17 protein-coding genes and 4 pseudogenes are annotated in these 25154 nt (G+C 39.6%); 4 read left to right on the forward strand and 17 right to left on the reverse strand.

All coding sequences use genetic code 11. The annotated features are described in order from the left end of the window. The first annotated feature begins 167 nt into the window (after positions 1-167). Together P6280_RS07185 and P6280_RS07675 are read left to right on the forward strand one after the other, a co-directional pair. A complete protein-coding gene (locus P6280_RS07185) occupies positions 168-2402 on the forward strand; it encodes an outer membrane beta-barrel protein (RefSeq protein ID WP_283237392.1) in 2235 nt (744 codons plus the stop codon). A 111-nt stretch (positions 2403-2513) separates the two neighbouring features. Continuing rightward, positions 2514-2619: pseudogene (locus tag P6280_RS07675) on the forward strand (histidine kinase). Between the two features lie 549 nt (positions 2620-3168). Here P6280_RS07675 and P6280_RS07190 read toward each other — a convergent pair. From P6280_RS07190 to dnaE, 7 genes and pseudogenes are all read right to left on the reverse strand, one after another. Next, positions 3169-4080 carry an LPP20 family lipoprotein gene (locus P6280_RS07190; RefSeq protein WP_050835208.1) on the reverse strand — a complete coding sequence of 304 codons (912 nt, stop codon included), beginning with the start codon at positions 4078-4080 and terminating at the stop codon, positions 3169-3171. 9 nt (positions 4081-4089) lie between these two features. Then, positions 4090-4431, reverse strand: coding sequence for a hypothetical protein (locus P6280_RS07195; protein WP_283237393.1), 342 nt, complete (start codon positions 4429-4431; stop codon positions 4090-4092). A 7-nt stretch (positions 4432-4438) separates the two neighbouring features. Further along, a pseudogene (locus P6280_RS07200) lies at positions 4439-4968 on the reverse strand (LPP20 family lipoprotein). A gap of 23 nt (positions 4969-4991) precedes the next feature. Further along, a complete protein-coding gene (gene lpoB, locus P6280_RS07205; RefSeq protein WP_000243392.1) occupies positions 4992-5624 on the reverse strand; it encodes a penicillin-binding protein activator LpoB in 633 nt (210 codons plus the stop codon). Positions 5625-5980: 356 nt separating this feature from the next. Then, positions 5981-6295 (reverse strand): thioredoxin family protein, encoded by a 315-nt coding sequence (locus P6280_RS07210; RefSeq protein ID WP_283237394.1) that lies wholly within the window; start codon positions 6293-6295, stop codon positions 5981-5983. Between the two features lie 54 nt (positions 6296-6349). Then, positions 6350-7138, reverse strand: a complete 789-nt coding sequence (locus P6280_RS07215) for a pseudouridine synthase (RefSeq protein WP_283237395.1) — start codon at positions 7136-7138, stop codon at positions 6350-6352. Then, on the reverse strand, positions 7120-10755 hold the full coding sequence (gene dnaE / locus P6280_RS07220; protein ID WP_283237396.1) for a DNA polymerase III subunit alpha: 3636 nt from the start codon (positions 10753-10755) through the stop codon (positions 7120-7122). The genes P6280_RS07215 and dnaE overlap by 19 nt, the downstream gene beginning before the upstream one ends. A gap of 147 nt (positions 10756-10902) precedes the next feature. Between dnaE and P6280_RS07225 the strand changes: the two genes are divergently transcribed. Next, a complete protein-coding gene (locus P6280_RS07225; RefSeq protein ID WP_283237397.1) occupies positions 10903-11955 on the forward strand; it encodes a cytochrome-c peroxidase in 1053 nt (350 codons plus the stop codon). A gap of 395 nt (positions 11956-12350) precedes the next feature. On the opposite strand, the gene P6280_RS07230 is transcribed toward P6280_RS07225, so the two are convergent. From P6280_RS07230 to P6280_RS07250, 5 genes are read right to left on the reverse strand one after another with little or no spacing between them, the layout of a single operon-like run. Beyond that, entirely contained in the window at positions 12351-12938 is a 588-nt protein-coding gene (locus P6280_RS07230) for an META domain-containing protein (protein ID WP_001053512.1), read from the reverse strand. 18 nt (positions 12939-12956) lie between these two features. Further along, positions 12957-13634: a hypothetical protein gene (locus P6280_RS07235; RefSeq protein WP_212872639.1), complete on the reverse strand. Its 678-nt coding sequence runs from the start codon at positions 13632-13634 to the stop codon at positions 12957-12959. Between the two features lie 2 nt (positions 13635-13636). After that, positions 13637-14452, reverse strand: a complete 816-nt coding sequence (locus P6280_RS07240; protein ID WP_017281032.1) for an MlaD family protein — start codon at positions 14450-14452, stop codon at positions 13637-13639. Then, complete coding sequence (locus P6280_RS07245; RefSeq protein WP_283237473.1) at positions 14437-15222, reverse strand: ABC transporter ATP-binding protein; 786 nt, start codon at positions 15220-15222, stop codon at positions 14437-14439. Before P6280_RS07245 ends, P6280_RS07240 begins: the two co-directional genes overlap by 16 nt. Continuing rightward, positions 15222-16355 (reverse strand): ABC transporter permease, encoded by a 1134-nt coding sequence (locus P6280_RS07250; protein ID WP_283237398.1) that lies wholly within the window; start codon positions 16353-16355, stop codon positions 15222-15224. Before P6280_RS07250 ends, P6280_RS07245 begins: the two co-directional genes overlap by 1 nt. A 133-nt stretch (positions 16356-16488) precedes the next feature. Between P6280_RS07250 and P6280_RS07255 the strand changes: the two genes are divergently transcribed. Continuing rightward, positions 16489-17184 carry an outer membrane protein gene (locus P6280_RS07255; protein ID WP_000473384.1) on the forward strand — a complete coding sequence of 232 codons (696 nt, stop codon included), beginning with the start codon at positions 16489-16491 and terminating at the stop codon, positions 17182-17184. 4 nt (positions 17185-17188) lie between these two features. Here the strand turns inward: P6280_RS07255 and ilvE are convergent, their stop codons facing one another. From ilvE to P6280_RS07280, 5 genes and pseudogenes are all read right to left on the reverse strand, one after another. Next, on the reverse strand, positions 17189-18211 hold the full coding sequence (gene ilvE / locus P6280_RS07260; protein ID WP_283237399.1) for a branched-chain-amino-acid transaminase: 1023 nt from the start codon (positions 18209-18211) through the stop codon (positions 17189-17191). 50 nt (positions 18212-18261) lie between these two features. Continuing rightward, positions 18262-19008, reverse strand: a complete 747-nt coding sequence (locus P6280_RS07265) for an outer membrane protein (RefSeq protein WP_283237400.1) — start codon at positions 19006-19008, stop codon at positions 18262-18264. Positions 19009-19122: 114 nt separating this feature from the next. Further along, complete coding sequence (gene polA / locus P6280_RS07270; RefSeq protein ID WP_283237401.1) at positions 19123-21822, reverse strand: DNA polymerase I; 2700 nt, start codon at positions 21820-21822, stop codon at positions 19123-19125. Positions 21823-21887: 65 nt separating this feature from the next. Continuing rightward, positions 21888-23107: pseudogene (locus P6280_RS07275) on the reverse strand (restriction endonuclease subunit S). After that, positions 23104-25142 (reverse strand): annotated as a pseudogene (locus tag P6280_RS07280) (HsdM family class I SAM-dependent methyltransferase). The pseudogenes P6280_RS07275 and P6280_RS07280 overlap by 4 nt, the downstream one beginning before the upstream one ends. Between the last annotated feature and the right edge of the window lie 12 nt (positions 25143-25154).

Here is a 25154-nt window from a genome sequence, read left to right on the forward strand (position 1 = left end):
CACTTTTTAAGACTTTTTTACGCATTAGCGCCATTTAATACCCATATTATTCACAAAAACAATACTGCCATTTTTCAAAAAGGGGTAAAATAAGCTAGTTTAAAATATATACATACTATAAGCTATTTTTGAGTAAAAATGTTAGAAAAGACCATTAAGGAGATTTTATGTTAAAACTCGTTAGCAAAACGATTTGTTTGTCCCTAATCAGCTCATTCACTGCTTTAGAAGCCTACCAAAAGCACCAAAAAGACGGCTTTTTTATAGAAGCCGGGTTTGAAACTGGGCTATTACAAGGCACGCAAACCCAAGAACAAACCATAGCCACAACTCAAGAAAAACCCAAACCAAAACCCAAACCCAAACCCATTACCCCTCAAAGCACCTATGGGAAATACTACATATCCCAAAGCACCATTTTAAAGAATGCGACTGAGTTATTTGCAGAGGACAATATCACCAACTTAACCTTTTATTCTTTAACCCCTGTGTATGTAACCGCTTACAACCAAGAAAGCGCTGAGGAAGCAGGCTATGGCAATAACAGCTTGATTATGATACAAAACTTCTTGCCTTATAATTTAAACAATATTGAGCTTAGCTATACAGACGATCAAGGCAATGTAGTAAGTTTGGGCGTGATAGAAACTATCCCTAAACAATCTCAAATCATTCTGCCCGCAAGCTTGTTTAACGATCCGCAACTTAACGCTGATGGTTTCCAACAACTCCAAACCACCACCACACGATTTTCTGATGCCAGCACGCAGAATCTGTTTGATAAGCTCAGTAAGGTTACAACCAATCTTCAAATGACCTATATCAATTACAACCAATTTTCTAGCGGTAATGGCAGTGGTTCTAAACCCCCATGCCCTCCATACGAAGATCATGCAAATTGTGTGGCTAAAGTGCCGCCTTTCACCTCTCAAGACGCTAAAAATTTGACCAATTTAATGCTGAACATGATGGCGGTATTTGATTCTAAATCTTGGGAAGATGCCGTTAAAAACGCTCCTTTCCAGTTTAGCGACAACAACCTGTCAGCGCCATGTTATTCTGATTACCTTACATGCGTGAATCCTTACAACGATGGGCTTGTTGATCCTAAATTGATCGCTAAAAACGCTGGAGATGAATACAATATAGAAAACGGGCAAACGGGCTCAGTGATATTAACGCCGCAAGATGTCATCTATAGCTATAGAGTCGCTAATAATATTTATGTGAATCTCTTGCCCCCAAGAGGAGGGGATTTAGGGTTAGGGTCTCAATATGGTGGTCCGAATGGCCCAGGCGATGATGGCATCAACTATGGCGCTTTAGGGATATTGTCTCCTTTCTTAGATCCTGAAATACTGTTTGGCAAAGATTTAAATAAAGTCGCCATCATGCAATTAAGAGATATTATCCATGAATATGGGCATACTTTAGGCTATACGCATAATGGGAACATGACTTATCAAAGGGTGCGCATGTGCGAAGAAGGCAGTGGGCCAGAAGAGCGTTGTAAGGGTGGGAGGATAGAGCAAGTGGATGGGAAAGAAGTGCAAGTGTTTGACAACGGGCACGAAGTGCGAGACACCGATGGCTCTTTCTATGATGTGTGTTCTCGTTTTAAAGATAAGCCCTATACAGCGGGCAGCTATCCTAACTCCATCTATACTGATTGCTCTCAAGTCCCCGCTGGGGTTATAGGCGTTACAAGTGCGGTTTGGCAGCAACTCATTGATCAAAACGCCCTACCGGTGGATTACACTAATTTGAGCAGCCAAACCAACTATTTAAACGCTAGTTTGAACACGCAAGATTTTGCGACCACTATGCTTAGTGCGATCAGTCAAAGCCTTTCATCTTCTAAATCTAGTGCCACTACCTATCGCGCTTCAAAAACCTCACGACCATTTGGAGCCCCCCTATTAGGCGTTAATCTTAAAATGGGCTATCAAAAATATTTTAATGATTACCTAGGGTTGTCTTCTTATGGCATTATCAAATACAACTACGCCCAAGCCAATAACGAAAAAATCCAACAATTAAGCTATGGTGTGGGAATGGATGTGTTGTTTGATTTTATCACCAATTACACTAACGAAAAGAACCCTAAAAACAATCTAACCAAGAAAGTTTTCACTTCATCTCTTGGGGTGTTTGGGGGGTTAAGGGGCTTATACAACAGCTATTATTTGTTGAATCAATACAAAGGGAGCGGTAATTTAAATGTAACCGGTGGGTTGAATTACCGCTACAAGCATTCTAAATATTCTGTAGGCATTAGCGTTCCTTTAGTCCAGTTGAAATCTAGGGTCGTTTCTAGCGATGGCGCAACCACCAATTCTATCACCCTCAATGAAGGGGGCAGCCATTTTAAAGTGTTTTTTAATTATGGGTGGGTGTTTTAGGGGTTAAAATTCTTTAACTCTGGCTCTAAAACGCTCTTTTTAGGCTCTCTTGTAAGCGGTTTTAACCTTGTTTTATGTGTGGGTGTGAGAGTCCGCTGTTTTTATTCTCGTATCGCTTGCGTGATTGGGTCTTTCATCATTGGATATATCGCCTACTACTTCCTTTCGTATTCAAACGCTCCTTTTTAGGCGTTTGTTTGGTTTAAAATTGCATTAGCCTTTAAAAAAGTTGTTAGTTTGTGGGATGAAAAGACAGACCCTAGCTTGGGGATTTGAAAGCCCAAAGTCATTTGGTTTTTCAAATAATCTCGCTTGTGTAGGCTCTTAAAGCGCCAAACGCTAAAGATGATTGGGCTTCCTGATGTTGGGGGAGAGCTCTCACTCTGTGTCCGTAATGGATTTTACAGAGTTTGATCTCCAACGCATTCCCTACAGCTCTCACGCATCATATCTATAAAGGCGTAACTTTGCACGCTTCCTACACTAGATACAAATATGGGGGTATTATAACAAATTAGCGGCATTCATTCCAAACGCTAAAGATGTTTGGGATTTCTGCTTGGGCGGTTTTAAAAAGATTTTAGTTTTTAGCGAGTGTGGTTTTAAGTGAGGTTGTGAAACAAAGAGTGTTGAATAGTGTTTTAGTTTATTTGGCAAGAACAAAAGCCACAAACTTTCGGAAAGTTATTTTAATGGGTGCAAAAGCCAAACAAATAATAACGCTACAAAACTGGATCAATAAGCACAAGCAAGATTAATATCTTGCTTATAACCCCGTATTGCCTTGCCCTTCTTTATTGGCATAATCTTTCAATTCTTTATAAAGCAAAGATTGTAAGCGCGTGATAGCAAAATTCTTATTCTTTTCATCCACTTCAAGGCTTCTATTCAATACAGGCGTGCCTTGACAATCGCTCGCGCTAACAACCACTCTAATGCGTGTGATGCCATTAGCGCTGTCTGTAAAAACTTCATTTTTGATTTGATAGAGTTTTTCTTCATCGCTAGGGGTTAGCACTCTGGCATAAGCGCTTATGAGAGCGGCTTTAATCTCTGCATCGCTGTTGTTATCAAAAGTGATTTGCACTTTAGGTTTGAAAGCGTTTTGATAATAGATTTTTTCATAATTTTCTAACGAACTCACCGGGACAGAATACGCTTTTAAAATCCTTTCTATAGGCATCGCTTTAGCCAACAAATCCCCCATGCTCTTAGATTGCTGTAAAAAAACCCCTTTGCAAACCTTAGGCATTAAGGTAGAAAACTGCCCATAAAGAGCGTTATACTTATCCCTCAAACCCTGCAAAAACAAGTTTTGATTAATCCTTACTCTGGTGTAGTAGATCCCTTTTTGCGCTTCTTGATTGATTATTTCTACATTGTTCAATTCCAAGTCATCGGTTTTTAAGTTAATCGTTTGCGAATCACTGGATTTTAGCTTATTATCCACACGACTTTTTTGAATATGGATTTGGGAATTGACCACCACGCTAATAGACGCCACTAAATCCGCTAACGCTTTTTGTTTAGAAGCTTCTTTAGAAGTGGCTGAACCGCTCCCATAAAGATAGCCTTTTTGGGTGTTTGTTTTGTTATAGGCCTTGCTATACCACTTGGGCTCTGCACTTAAATTGGCACCCACAAAAGCCATAAGGCATGCAAGAATAATCTTTTTCATTATTAATCCTTACTCATTCGTTAAAGCGATATGCTTCTTAGTGATTGTTAGAAGCACATAAACTTTATCCGTATCAATAAAAGTGGCCTTTAGCTCACTAGCCTTAATCTCTATTTTACCCCCCTTGAAAGCTTCCATCACTTTCTCTAAGGCGTTTTGTCTGGCTGAGGACAAGCTATAATCCATATCCGAAAGCAATATATCGCTCATCCCACACACTAAAATTTTTTCATCTTTGGTTTGGGTCTTTTCAATCCGCACTTCTTTTGAGCAATCTCTCGCCCACTTAGGCAAGGCTTTCCCCCACGCAACCCCCAATACCAAAGCGAGTGCGATAGTAAGGCGTTTCATTAAAACCCTACTTTTTAACCATGCCCAACTCTTCGCGCACTTTATCCACAATTTGCTTATCCAAGCCCACTAAAACAAAAACCCTATCTTTACCAACATAGCGGGCAAGCATTTTAGAAGCGATCAATTCCTTATCCACTAATTGGGAAATTTTTTCAGTATCAGTGCCACTTATGGACCTTTTACCAGAAGCGTCTACGGTTCTAGTTTTTTCATTTTCCAAATCTTTTTGTAAAGTGGATTTTAAATTCGCCGCTAAATTAGCCCTAGCTTTCGCTGTAGCCTGGTTAGTGGAATAATCCCCACATCATTATTAGTGATCAAATCTTCAGCCCTTCCTAAAAACACGCCTGAATATTTTTCATACTTCGCCACTTTTTCTAAATCCCCTACAACCCAATCAGGAGCGCCTTTAGTCGCTTCTTTGTATGCCTTATTGCTTTTACTGATACCTGATTTTGGGGCATGGCTACAACCTACGATCACCATCGTTGCTATCACACTCATTCCTAAAATTTTTTTAACTTGATTTTTCATCGCTCATCCTTTCAAATATAAATTTAAAACATACGCTTATTGCTAGCGTTTTTCACAATAGGCTTAACATCGCTCCATACCTCTTCACCCGTTTTCCTATTGGTAAGGCTTAGGGTGAAGTCATAGTCTAAGCGTTGCCTAGAACTACTAATAGAGGCTGCGATACTAGATACTTTACCACTTAAAGATAAATCAGCGGCTTTTAAAGTGCCTTTTTCTACAGTGGTGTCTTGATTATACTCTTCGCTTTCTCGTTCTTTTTCGCGCTGTTTCACCATTCTGCTATCGGCTGCAATGCCACTCCCTCCACTCGCCCTTGTAATATTGAATCTCCCATTAGATCGCAACCGCAACTGCCGCGCGATTTCAGTCGTGAGAAGATTCATATCCAAATTGGGCTGTGTGGTGTCGTTAATCACATCTGAAACTTCAATCAAATGCTTGCCCTTGAGTTGCTCAAAATTAGGGTCGCTAAACATGGAATCTAACATCGCGTTAGCGGTTAGCAATAAATCCGTGCTATTAATGCTTGCAGTCGTATTTTTAGTGGCATCATTCACATTTTGATAAGTTGCCATTTCGCTTGAGCAACCCACCCATAATAAAGCGCTCAAAATCACCGAGCTTATAATTTTTAATTTTGTTTTCAATACCATAGTGATAGAAACTCCCTATTCAAAATTTAAAACAGATACTTCCGTTCCTAATTTTAAACTTCTAATATAAACACACAGTGTTTTTGCGGATTTTAGCATTTTATGTGTCTTTTTTTTCACATTTTACAAGTTCTAGCCCTACAAATTTCACACTGCGAGCATTAATACCACAAATTCGCTCATTTTTAGTTTAATTAAAAAAACTTTTTTAACAAACATGCTCATTTAAAAACGATAAAAAACGATTTTTTAGGATAAAGAAAGATAAAAGCTATTTGAAGTTAGCCCCCTATCAAAAAAGGGGCTAAAAAAGATTCCCATGGGTTCTTTTTAACAACAAGGCTCTTTAACGCCCTTTATAAGAGCGTTTTAATCGCGTCTTCAATCGGCTTTGAAGATCCAGGCTCTACAAGCCTTTCACCCACTTCTTTCCCGTTTTTGTAAAAAATCAAAGTAGGGATCTTGCGAATGCCTAAGCTCTCTTTTAGATCCTGGCTCTCATCAAAAGAAACCTTAAAAAATTCCACCTTGCCTTTGTAAGTTTTGGCTAAATTTTCCATAATCGACTCAATCTTCCTGCAATCTGGACACCAGCTCGCCCCAACATTAACCACTACCGCTTGATGAGCGATTTTCTCTGCGTAATTCTTCGCATTAATAATTTCTGACATGATAACCCTTATTTTTTATTTCCCCCAACTCCAAAGTATAGCATAACTCGTAAGCTAATCCCCTTTAAGATTAGCCGCATTAGCCATGAACGCATGCAACTCGTTGTATTCTTGGCGGTTTAGAAAACGCATTTTCCCTACCGGCAAGGCGTTCAAATTCACAAAACCATAACGAACGCGCCTCAAATCCAACACTCCAGCGTTAAAAAACGCAAAAAAACGCCTCAATTCTCTGTTTTTCCCCTCATTGATAATGACTCTAAGTTTAGAGTATTTGGCATGGTTTTTGATAATTTCATAACCAATAAAGGGGGCAAATTCCATGCTTTTAATGGGGGTTTTTTGGTGCGCTCCCTTAGTAGCGTTTTCTAATTTCAAGCCCTCTTGCATCGCATTTTCCATCTCTCTTGTAACAAAGCCTTGAATTTTAATAAGATACTCTTTTTCTAAATTCGCATGCATTAAAGCGCTCACCACCGCCTTACTATCGCTCAATAGTAGCACCCCTTCACTCGCAAAATCCAAACGCCCCACAGGCGCAAAATGGGCGTATTTTTTCTCCAAGCTTTCATAAATCACGCGCCGTTTTAAGGGATCGGCTTTACTCACTAATTCGCCCTTTGGCTTGTGATAGACCAGCACGCTGAATTTTTTGTTTTTTAAGGGCTTGATGAGTCGCTTGTCTAAAAACACCTTGTCGTTTTCTTTAATCACGCTAGCGAGTTTGGCATGCTCATGATTGATTTTCACCCGCCCTTCTAAAACCAATTTTTCAGCTTCTCTTCTTGAGTGCTTGGTGTAATGGGCTAAAAACTGGTTGATCCTCAAGCTAAATCCCTCCACTCTAACCCTTTAAAATCGTCCTTAATCTTTTCATTTACCATTAAATCGCTTTGGATTTTGAATTGCTTATTCTTATCTTTGATGATCAAATACAAGGGGCGTTTGCCCTGGTGTTTTAAAGCGCTCTCTTTGATTTGTCTTAAAAACTCTTTTTTCACATCGTTTTCTAACACGATCGCTAAAGAGCAAGAACTGGAGGCGAGTATTTCAATGGGGGGGATTTCGCGCACCTCTTCTTTTTGCTTTTCAGGGTCTTTATAGCGGGCTTTAGGGATTTTAACCTCCCTAGCGCTCTCTAAATCCAAGATTTCAAAAAGCCTTAATCGCGCGACCTCTTCTTGCTCTTCAATCTTGCATTTAAACACTAGGGGCTTATTAATATCCAACTCTTCTAAAGCGCTCAATTGCTTTTCAAACAGCATGAGTTCAAACTTGCCGTATCTGTCCAAAATGTCCGCTGTGCCATAAGGCTTACCGCTTCGTTTACCAATTTTCTTTTTAACTTCCATGATTTTGCCCAGCAAATAAGCTTGCGAGCCAATCTCTAACTCTTCAATATCAATGCTTTTGACTAAATTTTTAAAGCCCTTAATTTCTTCTTTAAACTCGTCTAAGGGATTGCCTGAAACATGGATGCCTAAAGTCTCGTATTCGCATTCTAAAAGCGTTTTAGCATCATGTTCGCCCAAATCAATCATGTCCAAAATAACCTGCTCTTTTGTCCCGCCATCCATGGCTCCAAAAAGGGAATTACCCCCTTGCATCATTTCATTAGCCTTGTCTTTAGTGCGCCCAGCATCACAGATCAAATCCAAGTTAGCGAGCATGGTTTTTCGGGTGTAGCCTAAATTATCCAAGCTCCCTGATTTCACTAATGGCTCTAAAGATTTTTTAGTGAGTTTAGAAAAATCCACCCGTGAAATAAAATCCTCTAAACTCTTATAATCCCCTTTAGCCCTTTCTTCAATGATGTTTTTAATCGGCTCACCCCCAACCCCTTTAATCGCTCCTAAACCAAACACGATTTTCTTTTCTGGCTCGCCCTTTTGGTTTTTAAACTCCGCCACGCTGAAATCTTGCATGGAAGAATTGATGTGCGGGGGCATCACTTCAATTTCTAAAGCCCTGACCTCATCAATATAGCGTGCCACGGATTCAATCTTATTGGATTCGCTAGTGAGCATCGCTGCCATGAACTCATGCTTGTAATAAGTCTTTAAATACGCCGTTTGGAAAGTGATCATCGCATAAGCGGCCGAATGCGATTTGTTGAAACCATAGCCGGCAAATTTAACGATCAAATCCCACAAATTAGCCGCCTTTTGGCCATCATGCCCTAAATTTTTAGCGCCTTCTACAAACTTAGCCTTATTGTCCGCCATGATTTGAGCGTCTTTTTTCCCCATAGCGCGGCGGATGAGATCCGCTTCACCCAAACTAAAACCGCCGATCGTTTGCACGATTTGCATCACTTGCTCTTGATAGACAATCGTGCCGTAAGTGGGCTTTAAAATCGGCTCTAATTCTTTAAACGCATAAGCAATAGGCTCAATGCCATGCTTTCTGTTCACAAAATCATCCACCATGCCTGATTCCATGGGACCCGGTCTCCCTAGCGCGATAATGGCGATAATGTCTTCAAAGCTTGAAGGCCTTAAGCGTTTGTTAAGCCCCTGAAACATCCCGGATTCAATCTGGAATATCCCCACCGTATCCCCGCTTTGGATCGTTTTATACACTTTCGGATCGTCCATATCCAACGATAAAAAATCCACGCTAATTTTATGCTGCGTTTTAATGATTTTAAGCGCATCATCAATCACGGTTAAGGTTTTAAGCCCCAAAAAGTCAAACTTAATCAAATCCACCGGCTCTAAATACTTCATGGAATATTGCGTAACGATACCGCCGGTTTTTTCAGAGGCAAATAAAGGGGTTTTGTGCCACAACTCTTTTTGGCTATCCACCACTAAGGCTGCAGCATGCACGCCTGCGTTGCGATTCAAATTCTCTAAATTGAGCGAATACTCCCACACTTGTTTGGCTAATTCATTACTCTCTACTAATTCCTTGATTTTAGGCTCTAATTCCCACGCCCCCTCTATGAACTCGCCATTTTTTTCATAGCCCTTAAGCGTGATGCCTAAGCGGTTAGGAATGAGTTTGGCAAAATCATCGGCTTCTTTATAAGGCATGTCCAAAACCCTTGCGACATCTCTGATCACGCCTTTAGCCAACATCTTATTAAAGGTGATGACTTGAGCCACATTGTATTTGCCGTATTTTTCAATCATGTATTCTATGATTTCCTTACGCCGGCGCTGGCAAAAATCCGTATCAATATCAGGCATGCTGACTCTTTCAGGGTTTAAAAACCTTTCAAAGAGCAAATCGTATTTCAAGGGATCAATATCTGTGATTTTTAAAGCAAAAGCCACCAAACTCCCGGCCGCGCTCCCCCTACCAGGCCCTACAGGAATGCCCATTTCTTTAGCGTAACGGATAAAATCCCACACAATCAGCATATACCCCGGGAATTTCATGTTCGTAATGACTTCAATTTCTTTTTCTAATCGTTCTTTGTATTGATCATGCTTTTCTTTAGGCACTAAAACTAAGCGCTCCTTCAAGCCCTCTCTAGCCTTATAGGCAAAATAAGAAGCGTCATCTTCAAAATTCAGCCCCTCATTTTGGGCGTAAGCTTTAGTGAATTTGAAGCTTGGAGGGGTTGGGGGGTTCTTTTTATCGTCTTTTAAATCAATCTCTAAAACGCATTTATCAGCGATTTCTTGGGTGTTTTCTAAAGCTTCTGGAATATCTGCAAAGAGCTTTGCCATTTCTTCGGGAGACTTGATGTAAAACTCATGCACGGAGTGTTTCAAGCGCCCCTTATCGTTTAGGGTTTTACCCATCGCTACGCACATCGCCACTTCTTGAGCTTTGGCGTCATTAGGCATGGTGTAGTGGGTGTCGTTGGTGGCAATGATTTTTAACCCCGTTTCTAAAGACATTTTAATGACTTGCTCATCAATGAATCGCTGATCTAAAATGCCATGACGCATGATTTCTAAATAAAAGTCGTCTTCAAAAATCTCCTGGTATTCGCAAGCGATTTTTTTGGCTTCATCATAGCCTTTAGCCCCATACTTGCGGTTTCTCTCATTATGAGTATTCAAATGGTAATTGACTTCCCCTTGCAAGCACGCACTAGAAGCGATAATGCCTTTAGAATGCTCCCTTAGAAGCTTTTTATTGATGCGCGGGAAATAATAAAACCCTTCTAAATACGCCATAGAGCTTAAGAACATCAAATTTTCATAGCCCTCTTGATTTTTAGCGAATAAGCACAAATGGAAGCGTTGTTTGGTTTCTTTGCTAGAAAGGTTGTCGTCATTATGGATATACGCTTCCATGCCGATGATAGGCTTAATGCCTTCTTTTTTCATGCTCGTATAAAAATCAATCGCTCCAAACATGTTCCCATGGTCAGTTACGCTCACGCTTTTCATGCCCAATTCTTTAATGCGTTTGGCCAGAATTTTAATCTTGTTCGCTCCGTCTAAAAGCGAATATTCCGTGTGCAAGTGCAGATGCGTGAAGGCTTTATTCTCTTTCATTGTATAACCCCTATTTGGATTTAATGCCATTATACCTATCGCTCTTTAAAAAACTCTTTATCGGTTCATTTAGTGGTAAATTATTTTAAAATGGTGGTTATAATAAGAAAGTTTTTATTATTTTTAATGCCATTTTAGGAGTTCATCATGAAGAAATCCATTTTATTGGGCGTTTGCTTGGCTTTTTCTTGCGTTCATGCTCTAAGCGATATGGATTTGATCAAAAAAGCGAGGGAAAGCCAATTAGAGCCTATGCCTATGGGCAAAGCGCTCAAAGAATACCAGATTAAAAAAACTAAAGATGTGGGTATTGGCACCAAAAACAGCGAGATTATGACCCCCGCTCAAGTGGAATTAGGCAAAATGCTCTACTTTGACCCTAGGATTTCCACTTCCTATCTCGTGTCTTGCAACACATGCCATAACCTAGGATTAGGCGGGGTGGATTTGATCCCAAGCGCTGTAGGCTCTCAATGGAAGAAAAACCCCCACCTTTTAAGCTCCCCAACGGTGTATAACTCTGTGTTTAACGATGTGCAGTTTTGGGATGGGAGGGTTACGCATTTAAACGAACAAGCACAAGGGCCTATCCAGTCTTCTTTTGAAATGGGGGCCGATCCAAAAGTGGTGGTAGAAAAAATCAATTCCATGCCAGGCTATGTCAAACTCTTTAGAAAAGCTTATGGCACTAAAGTCAAAATTGATTTTAAATTGATCGCAGATAGTATCGCTATGTTTGAAGCCACGCTTATCACCCCAAGCCGTTATGATGATTTTTTAAGAGGCAGTCCTAAAGCGCTCAGTAAAGCCGAAAAAGAAGGGCTGGATTTATTCATTTCTAAAGGCTGTGTGGCTTGCCATAACGGCATTAATCTTGGGGGAACGATGCAGCCTTTTGGGGTGGTCAAACCTTATAAATTCGCTAATGTGGGCGATTTCAAAGGCGATAAAAACGGGCTTGTGAAAGTGCCTACTTTAAGGAATATCACCGAAACGATGCCTTATTTCCATAACGGGCAATTTTGGGATGTCAAGGATGCGATTAAAGAAATGGGCTCTATCCAGTTAGGCATTGAAATCAGCGATGAAGAAGCGAAAAAAATTGAAACTTTCTTTGAAGCCTTAAAGGGTAAAAAACCTAAAATACTCTATCCAGAACTCCCTGTAATAACAGACAAAACCCCTAAACCCTCTTTTTGATTTTAAAAAGTCTTTTTAGGGGGCTTTTGGCGCTTAAATCTAAAAACGCTCCAAGCGTCTTTTGCGATCAATAATGAGAGCACCCTTTCTTAAAGAAAGGAGCTTCCTAACTAAAGCGTTCCATTGAATGCCAACATGTGAATGCCAACACGAAAGGCTTTGTTCTTTAAAGTCTGCATGGATATTTCCTAGACTAGGGGGGTTTTAACCTCTTTTAGCTTTGAATACAGCCTAACGGCTATGCGCTCTTTGCACCCTAAAGGACAAAGTTTTTCGCACTAGTGGGATAAAAAAGCCAGCAAAAAGCAAGCGATCATCTCTTAAAAAGCGCTCAAACATTTCTTTTTAATCCCTAATTTAGCGGTTTTAGATTGTTTTTGAAATCAAAAACCCATTCAAGGCGTTTTCAAATAAATTTTCATTTTTTGGTTGTCTAAAATGAGCGTGTCCTTGCCCTTAGTTACCGTAAAATTACCCTTAAAATTCTCCATAAATTCCAATTCAAACGCCATTAAATGCTCATCTTTACACACCTTTCTTGAAATCCCGCTATCTTCAATTCCAATGTGCCTATCGCCCTGCCATACATAGCTGGCAAAATACCGGTTGCAATAGCCTTTGCCATAAATACGATTTTCTTTTTGGTCAAACACAAACTCTCCCATAGAGCTTTTAGGCTTTGGCTTCTTTTTAAAAAGCTCATACCAGTGTTTTCTTTTTTCTTTTTGCTCCTGCTCTTTGGCTTCAAGCGCTGCCTTATCCTCAGGTAAAGCGGTATTTAGAGAGGAATCTTGCTCTTCTTCATGCTCTCTAAAAGCGCTATCAGCGAGCATGGTTTCAATGTCATACACTTGATGGTTCATTTCTACTTTTTGGATATGCCAATCATTGCTAGAAAGTTTTTTATCAAACATTTTTAAAAAAAAACACCCAGAAAAGACACAAGCCGTTAAAACGCTTGCTCCAGCCAATCGTAAATTCAAACAATTCCTCCTCATGTTTTATTTTTTTAACGGGCTTACGCTTTGCGCTTCAACCGCTTTTTTAATCAAAGAAATCGCTTCTTGCATCGCTTGTTCGCTTACATGTTGGAGGGATTGTATCGCGCTTTCTTGAAAATCTTGATTGCCATTTTTAGTCGTTTTGGTCGTTTTGTTTTCCAAACTAGAAATATTTTCATGCTTAATGATCACTCCAGAATGCGAATCGCCTTTCACGCTAATATCATAGCCTAGTGCAAATTCCGCCCTATAGGTAGAATTTTCTTTTTCTAAAAGAGAAAACGATAAGATCGTAAAACGAACCGCATAAGTTGGCGCGCCCGCGCCATAAGGGGGCAAAGCCACGCCTAAGCATGCTTTTTGCGCTTCTTGCATGAACATGGTTTTTAACATGTTGCGAGGCAAGTCTATCCATTTTTGGTGCTTCCCATGCGTGATCTGCCCGTCTTGGGCTTTAAACACGATCTCTTTAGTGTTGAATAAATCCGCACTCAAAATACTAATAAGCCTCACTTCGATCAAAGGTTTAGGGCATTGCGTGATTTCAAAAGAACTCGCATTCAAATCATAAGTTCTGATCTCTGGTAGCATTTGTTTTAAATTGATGCTCAAGCAACCCTGAAGCAATAGGGCTAATGCTGATGAGAGTGAAAAGATTTTTATCGCCGTAGCTCTCATGATTATTTCCTTTCTCCAAAAATCGTTTTATAGGGGTTAGCGTCAAATTTATCTATCAAAGCAGAGCCTTTTTCCACAAAATTATCAATGTTTCTTAAACTCAACTGCGCTTGCATGATCAAGGGAGTGAACATCGCTTTAAAGTCGTATTGCCCCTGTTTGATGCGTTTATCCACATCTAAAACCACATTATTGACATTAGAAACAAGATTGTTAGCGTTGCCAATCAAGGAATCAAATTGCGCCTTTCTTGAATCCAAGTTAGCGATGAGATCATCTATTGAAGCAAGAATGTGCTTGAATTTTTCCACATTTTCATCATCTAAAATCTTATTCACATTCTTAATCGCTTTCATCACTTCTTGCATCGCTTGATTAGCATCCACGCTCAAGCGATCTATAAGCCCTTCTTTAAAGATCAAAATCCGCTCCCCCTTATCGCCACTGCCATAAAATTCTTCGTTGTGGCTTTGCTCTAATGCTAAAAATTTTAACCCCATAAGCCCCCTAGAAGAAACCGCCACTTTGGAGTCTTTACGGATCTTAACGCTGGATTTAATCATCAAATCCAAACGGACCACCCCCACTTTATCCTTTGCAAAACCCACCTTGATGACATTACCCACTTGAATCCCTTTGTAATTAACGGGCGAGTTGGTCGCAATGCCCCCCAAGTCTTTGTCCGTATAAACCACATATTCATAATATTTCCCGTCATCTAATCCCAAATGGCCCAGCCATAAAATAAAGCCTACCATGCACACTAAGCATAAAAAGAAGAGCCCACCGATTAAAGTGTAATTCACATGCCTTTCCAAAATTTCTCTCCTCGTGTTGAATTGAATAAATTGCCTTCATCTAGCCCTTGAGTTTGAGCTTTTTTGATAAAATCTTTTAAATCCCCATTAAACTCTAATAGCCCGTCTTTGAGCATGATAAACCGATCCACGCAATCATGCACGGAGTCTAAATCATGCGTAATCATCACCACCGTAAGCTGCAAGCTCTCTTTGAGCGTCATGATAAGTTCATCAAATTTGCCCGCGCTATAAGGATCTAGTCCGCTTGTTGGCTCATCTAAAAATAAGATCTCCGGATTAGTCGCCATAGCCCTAGCGATACCCACGCGCTTTTTCATCCCCCCGCTCAATTCATAGGGGTAAAGGTGGTAAGCCCTAGGGGGCAAACCCACTTTTTCAATCCACATTTTAGAAATTTCTTCAACAATTTTTTTAGAATAAGCGCCGTATTGCTCTAGCATGACACCCACATTTTCTAAAACCGTTAAAGAGCTATACAACGCCCCAAACTGGAAGCAAATGCCGCAGCGGTTAAAAATCTTTTGCTGCTCTGCTTCTTTAAGTTTCCATATATCTTCCCCAAAAAGCAACACTTCCCCCTTTGTAGGGCGATTGAGTAAGATCATGCACCTTAAAAGCGTGCTTTTACCGCTCCCTGAACCCCCTAAAATCGCCATCACTTCGCCCTTATGCACGCTAAAACTCACGCCCCTATGAATAATGGTGCTCCCAAAAGCGCTATGGAGTTCCTTCACTTCAATTAAGACTTGATGGTTAATAGCGTTCATCATATATTCAACTTAGAAAAGATAATGGAAAAAACAGCGTCTAAGAAAATGATCCAAAACAACGCATTCACGACACTAATAGTGGTCAAGCGCCCAATGCTCTCAGTATCCCCCTTGACTTCAAACCCGCGCATGCACCCTACCATCGCAATCGCAAACCCCCAAAAAGGGGCTTTGACAATCCCTACCAAAAAATGATTCCAACCCACTGTGTCATGAAATCTGTCTATATAACTCGGAAAGCCTAAATCCAATTGGTATTTAATCGCAAACATGCCCCCAAGAATGGCGAACGCATCGGCAATAAACACCAATAAAGGCAAAACAATCACTAAGGCTAACACCCTAGGCAACACTAAAAATTCAAAAGGGTTAAAGCCCATGGTTTTCATCGCGTCCAATTCTTCAGTGATCTTCATCACCCCAATTTGCGCAGTAAAACTGCTTGCGCTCCTCCCAGCAACCACAAGGGTTAAAATAAAAGGGCCAATCTCTCTTAAAGCGAGTTTAGCCGTCATTTCCACCGACATTAAAGGCGCGCCCATGTCTTGCAATTGCAAAGCCCCTTGCAAAGCAACGGCAAACCCCACGATAAACACCGTTAAAATGCTCACGGGCAAAACCTTAAACCCGGATTCATTGATATGATAGAGCAAAGGAGTGATGCAAAAGCGTTTGGGGTTGAAAACGCTTTTAATGAAATAAAATAAAATCATGCCGCAAAAATTAAACGCGTTTAAAAAGGTGTTGTAAGTTTCTACGATGCTCTTACCCAATTTAGTGATCAAAAGCTCGTAGTGTTTGCCCGCTTTTTTAGACTCTAAATTCTCTTCTTTTTCAAGCCAGTCTTTAACCACTTTCAAAGCGCATGCGTTATTCTCGCTCACATTGCACAATTCAATGTTTAAAGAACGCTCCCTAACCAAATCAAATAAAAACATGCCAAAAACAAAATCTATTTTTTGGCACCCTGAAAAATCCACTTTTAAAGACCCTTGATGATCTAATAATTTTTTTTTCAACTCATCTAAACGAAACACGCTCGTTTTAAAATCCCAATCCCCTCTTAAAATCAGCACAGAGTTTGCCCCATCTTTACGCATTTCTAAAAATTTTTGTTTCTCTGTCTTCATTAAAATATATTCTCTCTTAGATTAGGTAAAATCTATTAACAAAATTTCGTTTGTTAAAACGACTATTTTAACACAATGATAAAACAAAAAGTTAAACGATATTCCATTTGATAAAGGATTGATTATTTTTAAAATGTTTAAAAAAATCATTTTTTTTTGTGTTTTCTTAATGGGGGGTTTTGCTGTCTTTCCCCTTGATGCAATGCCTATTTTGCACGATAAAACCCCTAAAAAAAATTACCAAGAAGCCCATGAAAAACTCTATAGAAGCATCATTAACCGCCAAAAGCTCACTCGTAAAAAAAGCGGGTGGTATTTTTTAGGAGGGTTTGGCGCTGTAGAGGCCATTAAGGACTATCAAGGCCAGGAAATGAAAGATTGGATTGCAACGCTCAATTTAAAAACCGGCGTGCAAAGTTTTTTTAAAAAATATATCGGGATTAGGGGGGTTTTTGCATGGGATCTTGGGTCAGGAACAGTGAATTACCAAAGCCATAAAGATCCTACAAACTCTTTTTTTACCATGCTTGCGGTGGGTTTGGATGTTATTATGGAATTTCCTTTAGGGAGTTATAAGCATTATTTGGGGGCGTTTGGGGGAGCTAGGGGGGCTTTAGTCGTTTATACAGACAAGCAAAATTTCAAGTTTTTTAAACATTCTGTGGTTTCAGGGGGCTTAGCGATTAATGGGGGGGTCATGCTCACGCTTTTTTTAAGGCACCGCATTGAATTAGGGTTTAAAATCTTACCCACCGCCAGACTGCTTTCTAGCTCCAGACGCTTTGAGACTTCGCCCTTATTTTATGCGGCATACAGCTATAAATTTTAACCTTTTAGCAAACTTCAAAAATCCAATCTTTGGGGGCTTCTTGTTCGCCTTGTTGGATGGATAAAAGCAAATCATAGAGTTGCTTAGTGGTATGGCCCGGTGCTTCAAAAAAATAAGACTTGTTATTGTGCGCGATTTCTTTAATGGGCGTAATGATCGCAGCTGTCCCACACGCTCCAGCTTCTCTAAACGCACCCAACTCATCCATTAGGATTTCCCTCTCTTCTACTTTGAGGTTCAAACATTCTTTAGCTAAAACCATCAAGCTTTTTTTTGTAATGCTTGGCAGAATGCTTGGCGAATGCGGGGTGATAAAGGCGTTATCATGCGTGATGCCAAAAAAATTCGCCGCCCCCACTTCTTCAATTTTAGTGTGCGTGGCAGGGTCTAAATAAATGCAATCATCATAGCCTTGCTCTGTGGCTATTTTGTGGGCTAACAGGCTTGCAGCGTAATTCCCCCCCACTTTCACCCCACCGGTGCCTTTAGGCGCGGCCCTATCAAACGCCGTAGTGATAAACCTAGCCCCTCCTTTTTCTATACCCCCCTTAAAATACGCCCCCACAGGCGCGCAAAACACGATAAAAAGGTATTCACTGGCCGGCTTCACCCCCAAATTATCCCCTACGCCTATGACAAAAGGGCGCAAATACAAACTCGCCCCGCTTTTATAAGGAGCGAGCCATTTTTGATTCGCTTTCACTACTTCAGCGCATGCCCTTAAAAACAGCTCTTCGCTCACTTTGGGCATGAGCAATCTTTCGCATGAAGTTTGCAAGCGTTTGGCGTTTTCTAAAGGGCGAAAAAGTAGAGCTTTCCCCTTTTGAGAGCGGTAAGCCTTCAAGCCTTCAAAACAAGTCTGCCCGTAGTGCAAGACCGGCGAGCCTTCGCTGAGCTGTAACACATTTTCGCTCACCAATTCACCTTGCGACCACGAGCCGTTTTTATAAGTGGCGATGAAGCGAAAATCCGTTTTAATGTAGCTAAAGCCTAAATTTTTCCAGTCTAAATTTTCTAAATTTGCCATTTCACACCTTTAAATGGATAGTTTCAGGCGTGATTGTATCTAAAAAGGGGTTAAAAATCCCTCAAGTAACTGATTTGAAACGCATAGACCCTGCGCACATCAGCCTGTAAGGTGTATCCCTTTTCGTTGGTAAGAGAGAAAAGCTGGTGCGTGATCGTAGGCACTTTAATCCCTAATTCTAGGCTATTGTGTTTAGCGATATGGGTGCGGACCCCAAACTTCCATAAAAACTGGAAATTAGCCGGGCTATAACTAGAATTGCTGTGGTGTTTTGCATAATTAGCGATCTCTTTACTGATGCTCGTTGCCCAACTATCCCCAGCCAATTGGATCCCCACCACAAAACCAAAAACCATGTTTTCTTTATTCACAAAATTCCACAGCGTATCCAACCCTACACCATAAGTGAATAAATTGACATAGTATTGCCCCTGATAGGAATCCCTTTCTGTTAAGGTCGTCCCTCCAAAACTAAAACTATTGTAAATAAACCCGCTCTCGCCCACCGGAATACCCTTTTTCATCACGCCAAAGCGATCGTGCGTATAGTCAAAAAACCCATAATAACGCATGCCAAACCATTTTTTCTTACCAAAAAATTGCTTGTAGCCCACTTCAAAACCCGCTCCTGCATAAGGCGGGAACTTTATCAAAGGCTTTTGCAAGCCGTTGTCATTCACCATTTTAGTCTGATTTTGTATCATGCTCACCTGGTAATTGACTCCCACAAAAGCCGCGCTCTCTTCAGCGCTCGCTCCAACACCCAAAGCCCCTAAGAATATAATTCTTTTCAACATTCAGTCTTTTCCCTTTATTTTTTGATAATCACTTTATATTATATTAGCTTAAAATGGCTAAGTATTACTTATAAAGAAATAATAATATATTTTTTCTTAAACTCAATTAAAAAACTACCCTTTTAATTCATTCCAACGCTTAGCCATAAACGCACTCGTTTCTAACGGCACCCTCAAAGGATAAACTTCATCATTGAGAATGCGTTGGATTTCTTGCTGCAACTCTAGAGCGTTTTTTTCTTCAATCTCAAAAATCAATTCGTCATGCACTTGCAAAAGCAGCCGCACCGAAGGGTTATTTTTGAAACGCTCGCTCACTTTGAGCATGCCTAATTTCAACAAATCGCTCGCACTCCCTTGAAAAATCGCATTCACGCCCTCTCGCAAATAATTGCCCTTAATATAATCATTCGCGCCGGTAAAATCAAACACCCGATAACGCCCAAGCAAAGTAAAGGCTTTAGAAGTTTTTAAAATCTCTTCTTTCATGCGGTTTAAATAATCTTTGATGCTAGGGAATCGTTTGAAATACGCTTCTATGTAGCTTTTAGCCTCACTTAAAGGAATGTTTAAAGTTTCGCTCAATTTCTTACTCCCCATGCCATACACCAGCCCAAAATTAATGCTTTTAGCGATGGATCGTTTTTCTTTGGCCAAATCTTCTCCAAACAACGCCTTAGAGGTTTCTAAATGGATGTCTCGCCCCTTTAAAAACGCATCCATTAAATCCTTATCCTGGCTAAAATGGGCTAACAAGCGCAATTCAATCTGCGAATAATCCACCCCTAGCAAACAATATTCTTTAGAGCTAGCGATAAAGCCCTTACGAATGAGTAAGCCTTTAGGCGATCGCACCGGGATATTTTGCAAATTAGGCGAATGCGAGCTTAAACGCCCGGTAGCTGTGCCGGTTTGGATGAAAGTGGTATGGATCTTATCGTCTTTGTCTTTTAGGCGCAATAAGGGGGTGGTATAAGTGTTAAAAAGCTTATTCAGTTCTCTGTATTCTAAAATCAAAGCGATGCTTGGGTGCTTGTCTAGGATTTTTAACAAGCTTTTTTCATCAGTAGAATGGCTTTTATTTTGAGGAAGCTCTAATTTTTCATACAAAATCTCGCTGAGTTGTTTGGGGGAGTTGAGATTAAAATCCACGCCAATTAGATCCAAAATTTGGCGCTCTAAAACATGCAATTCATTCTTAAACTCCTGCTCTAAGTGCTTGAAATAAGGCGCATCAATCTTAAAGCCTTGAAATTCCATACCCATTAAAACTTTCATAAACGGCGTTTCAACTTCTCTAGCCAAAGCAAGCAAACCCTCTTCTAACCCCCCTTTTTCAAAATATTCGCACAAACGCTTTAAAGCGTTTAATTCCATATCCAATTGCTCTAATTTTTCCGCCTTACTTTTTGTCTTAAAATCTTTGATTTTTTCATGCGGGATCCATTCTTCTTTTAAATATTCCTTTAAAACTTCATCAAACCCCACTTTTTCCGGATTTTTCAAAAACGCTAAAATTTGAGTGTCTTGGATGCGAATGTCTTCTAAAGACACTTGGTATTTGGCTTTCAAAAAGCTCAGTAAGGGTTTTAAATCATGCCCAATGATTTGCGCATGCTGTAACATTTTAAAAAAAGCGTTTTGCAAAAACTCTAAAGAAAAGGGCGAAAATAACGCCTCTTCTAAAGGTAAAAAATAGCCTTGATCTTCCAATAAAAACGCTAGGGCTAGAACTTTTTTTTCTTTATCTAGCGCCAAACGCATAAAAATCCTTGCATTAGTTTTTTTTAATTTTTCTAAAAACGCGCTCAAAGGCGCGGTGTTTTCTAAAACGATCAAGCGTGATTTTTTAGGGGTGTTATCTAATAAGGGCGTGTTGTCTAATGCGGGCGTGTTGTCTAATAAGGGCGCGTTGTCTAAAATTAAAGGCGTAGGGGAATTTTCTAAATCCCTTAAAGTAGAAATAAAACCATACTCTTTCAATTCATCTTTGATTTTCAATAAGGGGTTTTCGCTAGGAAAAGCGCAACTTGAAAAATCAAATTCTTTAATGCATCCTCTTTCTAAAGTGGCTAATTCTTTGCTTAAAAACGCGCTCTCTTTGTCTTGTATAAGGGCTTGATACATTTTGGGGCTGAGTAAATTTTTCGCCAAGTCTAAATTTTCATAGATTTTTTCCAAACTCCCTAACCGCTGCAACAATTCCTTAGCGTTCTTGCTCCCAATGCCTTTAACCCCCTTGTAATTATCGCTGCTATCCCCCACAATGCCCTGATAATCCGTGAATTGACTCGGCAAAATCCCGTATTTTTCCACGCAATCTTTCGCCAAAAATTCCGTTTTGCCATCAAAAAGCGCGATTTTATCGCTCAAAAGCTGGTTAAAATCCTTATCTTTAGAATAAATGCGGGTTTTATAAGGGCTTATCGTGGCCAGGCTTGCGATAACATCATCAGCTTCAAACCCGCTCACTTCCACGCAAGTAAAACCCATTTTTTGCAACCATTCTAATGCGATAGGGATTTGTAAAAGCATCTCTTTAGGGGCGTCTTTACGATTTTGTTTGTATTCGCCTAATTTTTCAGCCCTTTTAGTTTTAGTCTGGCTTTCTAGAGCAAACACGATAAAAGGCATGTTTTTTTTATCTTTATAAAATTTTTTAACCATGCCCACAAGCCCCGTTAAAAGCCCTGTAGGAAAGCCCTTATCATTGGTTAAAGGCTTATTTTTAGCACTCATGTAATAGCTTCTAAACAAATACGCAAAAGTATCAATTAACGCTAAAGTCCCCTCTTTAATGACTGGCTCTTCCATGCATCAACCCTCTTCAATCAAGCAAATTTTAAGTTTATTGTAACACAAGCTTGACCTCATCTGTTTCAAAACAACGAGTCTTTTTGGGTTGGCGCTTCTTGGCTGATGGCTTCTTTTGTAGCCTGTATTTTAGCGCTGCTGTATTGAACCACGCCTTGAATGGTTTGCTTCATTAGAGCGTTTATAAAGGTGCGCATGAAATGAAAATCAATTTTGCCATTTTTTGTGGTGGGGAGTGAAATCGTTAAATTTGGAAGTTTATTTGTTGCGTTTGAAGAATAATCTAAAAACATAATCTGATTTTTATTAATACAAGTTGTAAAAAATAATCTAGTTTTTTTATCTTGTTCGCCATTTTTGAATACTAATGCTTTTACTCGTGTTCCTATGTGGAAATCTTTATTCTGTGTTGTCGCTAAAAATACGCCCCTATCTGCTAGAGCAATGGTTTGTTTATAGTTAAATATGGTTCTATTGTATATTTCTTTTATTGTTTTTGTTATCCCATTGTTTTCGTGCTGATGACTAACTAAAGGAATATCACCTTGTTGTGTTTGCCCTATAATTATATCTCGCCCTGTGTAAATTTCAAACAAATCCCCTAATTTGAAGCTTTGCCATGTTAAGCCGCATGGGGTATTACCCCCCCCCCCCCAGAATTTTTGCCATCAAAAAGGTTAAGGGCGTTTTCTTCATCACTAGAAAGGGTGGTGTTTGATAGCCCTGTAGCTTTTAAATAAGCCTCAAGTTCGGCGAGCCGACACTGCTCAAGTTCGGCTATGAATTTTTCCATGAAATGAAAATCAATATCCTTAAGGGTTTGAGTGTTAGCGGTGGGTTTTAGGGGTAGAGAAAATTTAAACTCCGCAATGCTTTCTGTTGTAGAGCCTAGCCCCCAAGTTAAGGGTTTTAAAATAAATTGTAAAATCGCACTTATAAAATATAAAATTTTAGGACTTTTGAAAGCAAATTTTGGTTTTAAAATTTTAACCTTATTGCCTGTAAAATAAGGTTGTTTTTGATAGAACACGGTGAAAGTGTCTTGCGCGAACGAAAGGGTATTTTTTTCATTAGCAAATGTAGGGTCATCTATAATAAAGCCTTTTATACCATTGTTGGTTGCAGCGCGCACGACATAAGGGTAGCTGTTTTCTATTTGCGCATCATGGATTTTTATCGTGTTGGCATGATAAATTTTCTTACTTGAAAGCACTTCAAACAAATCCCCTAATTTGAACTCGCCCCACTTAATAGCGTTGAGTTGGCTACTAAGGGGGCCAATCACTTTGGGGGCGTTTGGTTTTTTAAAATCAAGCCCACTTCATAAGAAAGGTAATCGGCTATCGTTCTTTTAAAATCCTCTAATTCGGGTTTAGTCTCATTCTTTTGATGGGCTTCAAAATTAAAGTCTTTAGCATGCTTGTTTTCGCACGGCTTAGCGATAAAATCTTCAATATAGATGGTTTTTAAATCGCCCCACAGCTCTTTAGAAACTTTAGCGTTTAAGCCGGCTTTGTAAATTTTAATGATTTCTTCGTAGCGTTTGGTGGGGTTAGAGGTTTCATTCAAGCCTCTTTTGGTGCGTTTGAAGCCGTCGTTTCTAAAGTCTATGAATTTAACAGGCTTTTCATAATCGTGTGGCTCATGAGCTTTAAAAATATAAACGCTTGTTTGCACCCCGGCTTGAGGCATGAATAAATCGGTGGGCATTTTAATGCTCGCTAAAAGCGAATGTTTTTTTAAAATTTCAATATTGGATTTTAAAGCTTGCCCACTCCCTGCACTATCTTGGATAATGATCGCTCCTAAAGCGCCTTTTTGCATATACTCTAATCCAAACCTAATAAAAGGCATGCCGTTTTCTTCATAGCTAAAAGGAGGGTTTAATAAAAGAATATTGGGTTTAAAATCTTCATAAATCTTTTTATTGGTTTCAAAAGTGTTGCCTTTGATGATCAAGCTTGAACCATCGCCTCTTAAAATCATGTTAGTGGTGGCTAGCGAAAACATTTCAGCGTTAAGCTCCACGCCTAAAAGTTGCGTGGTTTTTGCGTTTTTTATTTTTTCGTTCGCTTTAGTGGTGTTTTTGCCATAGGTTTTTTCAATGTCTTCAATCATTAGCACCATAGAAGAAATTAAAAAGCCAGCGCTCCCTGTGGCTAAATCCATCACAAAAGATTTCGCATTAACCCCTAAAAGTTCGCTCATCATTTTAGTTACATAAGGCGGGGTTAAAACAATGCCCAATTCCTTACCATCCCCTAAAGCGTATTTTAAAAATTCGCTATAAAGTTCGCCCATGATGTCTAAATGACCGGTATTGTCGCTTTCATTAATGGGCTTATGGACAAATTCATAAAGAAAGGTAAAAATTTGCTTAGTGATACTTGAATCTTTTTTTAAAAGCGTGCTTATGGCTTTATCAAGGCTCGTTTTTTATCGCGCTGCGGGTCTTTACTGATTTCTTTAAAACTGGCAAGCATTAGATCTCGTTTTTCTTCGCTCAAGTTTTTGGTTTTCAAAAATTCGCTAATTTGGTTAAACACTAAAACACCATCACGGCTAGTATCGGTCAATTCGCCTTTTAAATCGCTTGGTTTTAAGCCCTCTTTTTTGCCTTTAATTTCTTGCATGGATAAAAGCATGCCGCTCACGTATAGCACGCGCTGAGGCGCTGTGATGTTGTGGTTATGCATAAGGCGGTTGAGTTTTTTAGCGGTTTCGTTTAGATCGGCTTTGGTTTTGATTAAGATAAAATGCTTTTCTTCTTCAGTGAGCGTGCAATCTTTATAAAAAGCGTTAAACGATTCTTGATTTTCTAAAAAATGCAGGTTTTTAGCGTTAGTGAGTTTGTGCGAATTGATCCCGCTTGCAAAGACATAATACACTTCTATCAAAAGGCTTTCTTCATCATCGCCGGCTATGCCTATGGCGATACATTCTTTATATTTTTCTTTGTTTCTTAGGATATTTTGAGCGTAGTGTAAAGCCCCATTCACGGCGAACTTTGAAATGGAATGATCATCGTTTTGCAACGCGTCGTTTTTGAGCTTTTTTAAATTTTTAGCGTAGAGTTTGTTTTCTATGATTATAGGGATAACGCTCTCTTTATTTTTAGGGTGCGTGTATTTTTCTAAACTGAAATCTGGCTCGCCATAAGAAGTTTTATCTTTAGTTTTACTCGCATTCAAAAGGGCGTTTTTAAGGCTAGGACTCATTTGACTTTTAACATTAAAATCCTTATTTTTCATAAGCCCTAATTTTGTCAATTCTTTTTTAACATAGTCATCAACATCATCTTCTAACCGAAAAGTTTGCATGGTTTTATCCTT

The sequence above is a fragment of the Helicobacter sp. 219-2 genome, from assembly GCF_030053225.1.
GTDB lineage: Bacteria > Campylobacterota > Campylobacteria > Campylobacterales > Helicobacteraceae > Helicobacter > Helicobacter pylori_C.

Excerpts from the sequence above, each read along its gene's own strand:
- P6280_RS07245 (WP_283237473.1), bottom strand. The coding sequence starts at position 15,222 with ATGAACGCTATTAACCATCAAGTCTTAATTGAAGTGAAGGAACTCCAT.
- P6280_RS07265 (WP_283237400.1), bottom strand. The coding sequence starts at position 19,008 with ATGTTGAAAAGAATTATATTCTTAGGGGCTTTGGGTGTTGGAGCGAGC.
- P6280_RS07235 (WP_212872639.1), bottom strand. The coding sequence starts at position 13,634 with ATGAGAGCTACGGCGATAAAAATCTTTTCACTCTCATCAGCATTAGCC.
- P6280_RS07195 (WP_283237393.1), bottom strand. The coding sequence starts at position 4,431 with ATGAAACGCCTTACTATCGCACTCGCTTTGGTATTGGGGGTTGCGTGG.
- P6280_RS07185 (WP_283237392.1), top strand. The coding sequence starts at position 168 with ATGTTAAAACTCGTTAGCAAAACGATTTGTTTGTCCCTAATCAGCTCA.
- P6280_RS07190 (WP_050835208.1), bottom strand. The coding sequence starts at position 4,080 with ATGAAAAAGATTATTCTTGCATGCCTTATGGCTTTTGTGGGTGCCAAT.
- polA (WP_283237401.1), bottom strand. The coding sequence starts at position 21,822 with ATGGAAGAGCCAGTCATTAAAGAGGGGACTTTAGCGTTAATTGATACT.
- P6280_RS07225 (WP_283237397.1), top strand. The coding sequence starts at position 10,903 with ATGAAGAAATCCATTTTATTGGGCGTTTGCTTGGCTTTTTCTTGCGTT.
- dnaE (WP_283237396.1), bottom strand. The coding sequence starts at position 10,755 with ATGAAAGAGAATAAAGCCTTCACGCATCTGCACTTGCACACGGAATAT.
- P6280_RS07210 (WP_283237394.1), bottom strand. The coding sequence starts at position 6,295 with ATGTCAGAAATTATTAATGCGAAGAATTACGCAGAGAAAATCGCTCAT.
- ilvE (WP_283237399.1), bottom strand. The coding sequence starts at position 18,211 with ATGGCAAATTTAGAAAATTTAGACTGGAAAAATTTAGGCTTTAGCTAC.
- lpoB (WP_000243392.1), bottom strand. The coding sequence starts at position 5,624 with ATGGTATTGAAAACAAAATTAAAAATTATAAGCTCGGTGATTTTGAGC.
- P6280_RS07255 (WP_000473384.1), top strand. The coding sequence starts at position 16,489 with ATGTTTAAAAAAATCATTTTTTTTTGTGTTTTCTTAATGGGGGGTTTT.
- P6280_RS07250 (WP_283237398.1), bottom strand. The coding sequence starts at position 16,355 with ATGAAGACAGAGAAACAAAAATTTTTAGAAATGCGTAAAGATGGGGCA.